Genomic DNA, 5,457 nt, shown 5'->3' on the forward strand with positions numbered 1-5,457 from the left:
GTTTTTCGCCTTCTTTTTGAGCAGCTAAAATATCCTTGATTTGAGCATTTGCCCAGTTATAGGCGTGTCTAGCTACTCCAGATGCTTTACGAAAAGCTGTAACCTGTCCGTTATTTGGAATTAATGCGGTTTTGAATGATAAAAGCATTGATTCGACCTTCAATGTTGTGTTATGATATCTAGTATATCAGATATATTAAGATTTGGCAATGCCTCGGATTAAATTTAAGCCACAAAATCAAGTAGCCTCCGATAAATCACCCTTGCAATTTAAGGTTTTACCTGGAGTCAGGGAAAAAATTAAAACCGTCCCTGATTGGCAGCAACGGTTGAGGGATTTTGTTGATCAACTTCTTGAAGACTTAGACAAACAGTAATATATGGATAGTTATGGGTAGAAATTATCAAGCTGCTTCTACCCCTTAATTGATGTCCTAACTGCCTAATTTTTTCACGTTGCCCAAAATCTCTCAATCAAGTGTTGACTTTCTGCTGAGAATTTGATATCCTCATCCTTGATAAGGAAGAACTATCATAAAATAAAAATCAACTAAACCCCGATCCCCTTTCCTTCTTCTCGCCATAACTGATTTAACCTATTAGCGGGCATAGTTAAATACAGCACATCTCCGGGAGCAAGAATTGTTTCCAGCAAATCCCAGCCTTGTACAGTTTCATGGTTGATTTCCACATACAAAGGCACAAAATCCGCAAACTTAGCCACATCCTTCACCCACTCATCACAAAAAGGGTGTATTGGTGTAATAGTAGTTGCAAAAGCTACCCATAAATTATCAGCAATAATCCCATTACCAATAATCCTACCACCGAGAGCAGCCGCAGCAAAAGCAGGAGCAGCGAGTTCAGCAGGACTAAATACAGCCTCAAAATCAAATACCTGTTGTGCTATACCAGCAAAATCAGGATCAGCATAGTTGACAATTACAGGAATCTTTGGCGCTAAAGACTTAGCCTTGAGGGCAATTTCCAAATTAGTCGCATCATTATTAGTAACAGCTAAAACTGCGGTAGCAGTGTTAATATTACTTGCTTGTAAAGTAGCCCGAAAACTCGCATCAGCAAGAATAACCGGAATACTCATTCCTCTAGCAGTAGTCACATATCTATTATTAGCATCTGTTTCAATAACTACTACCTCATGTCCACTCAGGTGCAATTGTTGAACAATTCTAATGCCAATACCACTTAAACCACAAACAATATAATGATGATGTTGAGGAATTCTTGCCGCATCCAAAAATTGTTTTAAGCGACTACCCAGGATAAAATCCGTCAGCATCGCGTACCAAATCCCAATTACCGCAGCCCCAATTAGCATAATCACAATAGTAAATAACTTAATGCTGTCTGGTGCATTTTCGACAACCTTATCATTACCACCAGCCCCCGTAATCATGCCAACAGCAAAATATAAAGCATCAATAAAAGAGATACTATGTTTACTAGCAACATAGGTAAAAGTGGATAGTAAAATAATTACGAATAAAGCAATTGCCATACCCACAACTGATTGGGCGTGTTTCTGAAACTCCCGAATATTGGCAAAAACTTTAACTAATTTTCTGACTAATGACTTACGTTGGGGACGAATGCGAGGTTGAGTACCAATAATTAAGCGATCGCCTACTCTTAATTGTTGTTCCAACAGCACCGCAGATACTAAATTTAGCTTTCCTTCCACAGCCACATAATAAATCAGCATCCTTGTGGGATCTTCCCATAAATCACTAATTTTTCTGCCTTTCCAGGGATGATTTTCGTGGATATATTCCTCTTGAATTGGCCAAATTTGCTCAAGTAACTTAATTTGACCAATAGCCTTATTCCCCAAAGCCGCAAAGGTAAATACAGGTGCTGCCAAACCCACAACACTCATACTTAAATGATTCGACAGAGTTTGATCAAGACGTTCACCTAAATTCGTATTATAAAACCGATTAATAATCCGAATTTGGGGATTAAGAACCCGTGCTTGCATCATAATTGATAAATTCAAAGCATCATCAGAAGTTGCAATTACCAAAGTATGTGCTTCTGTAATTCCTGCCGCTTGTAAAGTAGAAGCTGCGTGTAACTCACCAACAATTATATTAGCAGCAGGTTCACCAGAAACAGGTTTGCGATGAATACCTACCACCAAAGCCCCCTGTTGTCTGAGTAAGCGAAAGATTTTATATCCGGTACGTCCTAAGCCACAAACAATAATTCGAGGTTTCATAAAACCGCAACATAAAATTTATATAAAGGGCTACATATCAGTTATCAAGAAAAGCATCACCGACTCAGAATTGAATTCAAGAATCCTTATTGTTGCTTAATTTGTGGCAAAATAACTGTAACTGAAAACACGATATTTATCTCCAGGAAATTAAAAATTAAAAAATATTACGAGGTTAACCCGGATTTCTCACAAAGAAATAAAAAAAAGGTTAAAAACTACAAAAATGTATATTTAGGACTTGCTGATAGCGTAGCGTGGCGTTAGCCTGGGGGATGTGGGGGATGTGGGGGAGGTAGGGAAGGTGGGGGAGGTAGGGAAGGTGGGGGAAGATTAATATTTATGGTTTTTATGGTTTTTATGATTCATTAACCAGCGTGATGGGTTATTGATCATAGTCACTAAACGTAAATTCTATCCATGTTTGAGTTTCAGCAGATTCAGCCTGTCTTCGACACGCTCCGCGAACACAATCATTTAATTTAACAACAAAAGCAGCCTCATAACGACGTTTACGCCAAGCTTCTGCCCAAATCTCTATGAGATTTAACCATTGATATTGAGTTTGATTCTTCTGAGTTACCAATCATCTTCTTTCTCACCTCCTTTACTCTTTTACTCTTCACTACCTCCCCTACTCCCCTACCTCCCCCACCTCCCCCACCTCCCCTACTCCCCTACCTCCCCCACCTCCCCCACCTCCCCTACTCCCCTACCTCCCCCACCTCCCCCACCTCCTCATTTCCAATAACACTTTTAAAACCCCCTTAGTTTTGGCTTTTTCAAAAGCTTCTAAACCTTGAGAAAGAGGGTAAGAACTATCAATTAAATATTGGACATCTACCTTTCCCGTCGCCAACAATTCTAACGCCGGAACAAAGGGACCACAACGAGAACCAATCAGGGTAATTTCATCTACTACTAACGAGGAAGCATCTAAACTAAGATTTCCCGCATAAGTGCTTTTTAAGATTAATTTCCCACGAGGACGTAAAGCCCGACGAGCAATATTAAAGCCTTCAGGATTTCCAGTACAATCAACGGAGATATCAAAATATCTATCGGTGACACTATCAGCTAAACCTGTTTTAATTCCTTTTCCTGCTAAATTTATTAATTTGTCTTCGTGTCTTCCGACTACCAATAATTCACAACCAGTTAAAGCTAAAGTTTGGGCTATTAATTGTCCTAGCTTACCATCTCCAACCACTAATACTCGGTCATCCTTAGATATTTGTATTTGTTGTTGAATTTCCAATGCTGCGGCTATGGGTTCAGTAAAAGTTGCTGCTGCTGTAGATACATTTTCGGGGACAAGATGCAAATTCTCAATAGGTAGAGATAGATATTCTGCAAATGCACCATTACGGTTAACAATTCCTAAAACCGTGCGATTTTCACAATGCGTTGGTTGTCCGCGACGACAAAAACGACAATTACCACAAGCAGCGTTAATTTCACCAACGACTCTTTGATTAATTAACTGTTTGGGACCTTGTTCGACAATACCAACAAATTCATGACCGATAATGCCAGTATAGGGGTAATAACCTTTAATTAATTCTAGGTCAGTATTACAAATTCCTGCTCGCAAAACCCGCATCAAAGCCTCTCCTGGTGGTGGTTCAGGGATAGGAATATTGGTGCGTAATTCTAGTTGATTATTTTCTAACCAAAGTCCTTTCATAATTTTGTCAGTTGTTATACTTGAGAAGGTAATAACTTGCGTTTTTACATCCATATATCCCCCTTTACCCAAAGGCTCAATTTATTCCCGTGCGGAGTATAATTATTCGGTTTTAATTATTAGTTATTAAAATTTTACATTTTCTAGAAATGGTGTAAATATCGGAACTATATCGGAATTACTCACAACCATCGTAGGAAAAGAGCGATCGCTATAATCTATTCCCGGCGATAATGGAAAAGACTCAGAATTGAGCGATACCCACGTCCCACCCGCAGCTTGCACAATTACCCAAGCACCTGCAATATCCCATACCTTTGGTGTGGCTTCAATTCCTCCCAAAACCGCACCAGTGGCGACTGAAAGAAAATTATAACTAGCAACTCCTAACATCCGAATTTTACAGGGAAAACCTGGTTGAATAATGTCGGTACTGCGAGAACAAAGGTTGAAAAAGTGGTTTTTGCTGGGAGCATCTTTACTGGTATGAATGGGATGATTATTTAAAAATGCTCCCGTTGGCGTTGTTAAGCCCGATGAACCCGCCCAAAATCCATGAAAAACTTGATTTAATGGTGGTACGTAAACATAACCAAAAATGGGAGTTCCACGATAAAGTAAGCCCAAGGAAATAGACCAAATCGGAATTCCTCTGGTAAAATTTGTTGTACCATCCAAAGGATCAATAACCCAACACCATTCTGTATTCGGAAAAGTTTGACCTGCTTGCAGCAGCTCTTCACTATCACTTTCTTCGCTCAAAATGCCGTAACCGGAAAAGGTAGAAACAATCGCATCTCGAATTTCTTGATCTGCCCATTTATCAGATTTTGTGACTAAGCTACCATCAGATTTTTGTGAAGCTTGAACTTTGCCAAAATCCTGCATTAATTGTTTTCCTACTCTAGTAGTAGTAGTTTCCGCAAAGTCTAAAATCGTATTCCAAAAATCATTCATTTGATTAATTATCAGTTGTTAGTTGTCAATTATTAAATAATTTTATCATAGATGGATTCATAGAAAATTCAGTACAAAGTAACAATACCTTAGCCAAAATAAGAACCTTGATAATTTTTGGGAAAAACGGCAAAAATAAGCATACATAAGCGTTTTGAGGAAAAGGTAGTTTAGAATCTAAAACCCTTATCCTACCGTCAATACATTTAAAAAATCCTTGTCGGAAACCTTTAAGGAATTTTTAGGGCTGATTGTTTTTGCCAAGCAAGAGCGAGAAACGGGAGTTCATGGTTAAAGCATTATCATCTCACCCTCGTAATTTGGCTAAGGTATTGCTAAAACCCGAACGATGAACTGGATTTTCCCCATTCGTTGTCAAGCAATCTCTCTAGTTCATTGAGTATTCATACTTATTTTTCAACCTGACTGTTTTTTTAGCCAGAGGCAATGGCTAATAAATAGTTACTTTGTACTATATTTTGAATTCCAAAATCGGGGCTAATACTTTATTTTTTTCAAAATGAGAATTGCTGGTCGGGTTTATCATTGATTCTAATTGATGTATAAAAATTTT

6 protein-coding genes are annotated in these 5,457 nt (G+C 38.5%); 1 reads left to right on the forward strand and 5 read right to left on the reverse strand.

The features are described from left to right. Window positions 1-148: helix-turn-helix domain-containing protein (locus tag FJR37_RS04050; protein WP_168465364.1), on the reverse strand; the 148-nt coding region annotated here is incomplete at its 3' end. Window positions 149-209: 61 nt separating this feature from the next. On the opposite strand from FJR37_RS04050, the gene FJR37_RS04055 reads away from it, so the two are divergent. Continuing rightward, complete coding sequence (locus tag FJR37_RS04055; protein WP_168465365.1) at window positions 210-377, forward strand: hypothetical protein; 168 nt, start codon at window positions 210-212, stop codon at window positions 375-377. A gap of 173 nt (window positions 378-550) precedes the next feature. Here the strand turns inward: FJR37_RS04055 and FJR37_RS04060 are convergent, their stop codons facing one another. The 4 genes from FJR37_RS04060 to FJR37_RS04075 form a co-directional block, all read right to left on the reverse strand. Beyond that, window positions 551-2,239: a TrkA family potassium uptake protein gene (locus tag FJR37_RS04060; protein WP_168465366.1), complete on the reverse strand. Its 1,689-nt coding sequence runs from the start codon at window positions 2,237-2,239 to the stop codon at window positions 551-553. Between the two features lie 385 nt (window positions 2,240-2,624). After that, a complete protein-coding gene (locus tag FJR37_RS04065) occupies window positions 2,625-2,825 on the reverse strand; it encodes a hypothetical protein (protein WP_371416093.1) in 201 nt (66 codons plus the stop codon). A 126-nt stretch (window positions 2,826-2,951) separates the two neighbouring features. After that, complete coding sequence (locus FJR37_RS04070) at window positions 2,952-3,926, reverse strand: alcohol dehydrogenase catalytic domain-containing protein (RefSeq protein WP_168465367.1); 975 nt, start codon at window positions 3,924-3,926, stop codon at window positions 2,952-2,954. A gap of 126 nt (window positions 3,927-4,052) precedes the next feature. After that, a complete protein-coding gene (locus FJR37_RS04075; RefSeq protein ID WP_053538030.1) occupies window positions 4,053-4,883 on the reverse strand; it encodes an inositol monophosphatase family protein in 831 nt (276 codons plus the stop codon). Window positions 4,884-5,457: the final 574 nt, after the last annotated feature.

The sequence above is a fragment of the Aphanizomenon sp. UHCC 0183 genome, assembly GCF_009712065.1.
Lineage (GTDB): Bacteria > Cyanobacteriota > Cyanobacteriia > Cyanobacteriales > Nostocaceae > Dolichospermum > Dolichospermum heterosporum.